The organism is Ligilactobacillus pabuli (assembly GCF_022836475.1).
GTDB lineage: Bacteria > Bacillota > Bacilli > Lactobacillales > Lactobacillaceae > Ligilactobacillus > Ligilactobacillus pabuli.
In genome coordinates this window covers 1-564 of sequence record NZ_BQXH01000057.1, presented here as the reverse complement: position 1 = coordinate 564, position 564 = coordinate 1, and the positions used below count along the sequence as shown (strand labels likewise).

General features: G+C 51.2%; 1 rRNA gene. It reads left to right on the top strand.

Annotated elements, in window-relative coordinates:
- Window positions 1-564: ribosomal RNA gene (locus LPAF129_RS11075) — 23S ribosomal RNA — on the top strand; the annotation flags it as partial.

Sequence of the window (564 nt, the reverse complement as noted above, 5' to 3'; positions counted from 1 at the left end):
TGCCGAGAAAAGCTTCTAGTGAGAATCTAATTACCCGTACCGCAAACCGACACAGGTAGTCGAGGAGAGTATCCTCAGGTGAGCGAGTGAACTCTCGTTAAGGAACTCGGCAAAATGACCCCGTAACTTCGGGAGAAGGGGTGCTGATCGCAAGATCAGCCGCAGTGAATAGGCCCAGGCGACTGTTTATCAAAAACACAGGTTTCTGCAAAATCGTAAGATGACGTATAGGGGCTGACGCCTGCCCGGTGCTGGAAGGTTAAGAGGATGAGTTAGCTTCGGCGAAGCTCAGAATCGAAGCCCCAGTAAACGGCGGCCGTAACTATAACGGTCCTAAGGTAGCGAAATTCCTTGTCGGGTAAGTTCCGACCCGCACGAAAGGCGTAACGATCTGGGCACTGTCTCAACGAGAGACTCGGTGAAATTATAATACCCGTGAAGATGCGGGTTACCCGCGACAGGACGGAAAGACCCCATGGAGCTTTACTGTAGCTTGATATTGGGTGTTCGTGCAACTTGTACAGGATAGGTAGGAGCCATAGATGACGGGACGCTAGTTTCGTT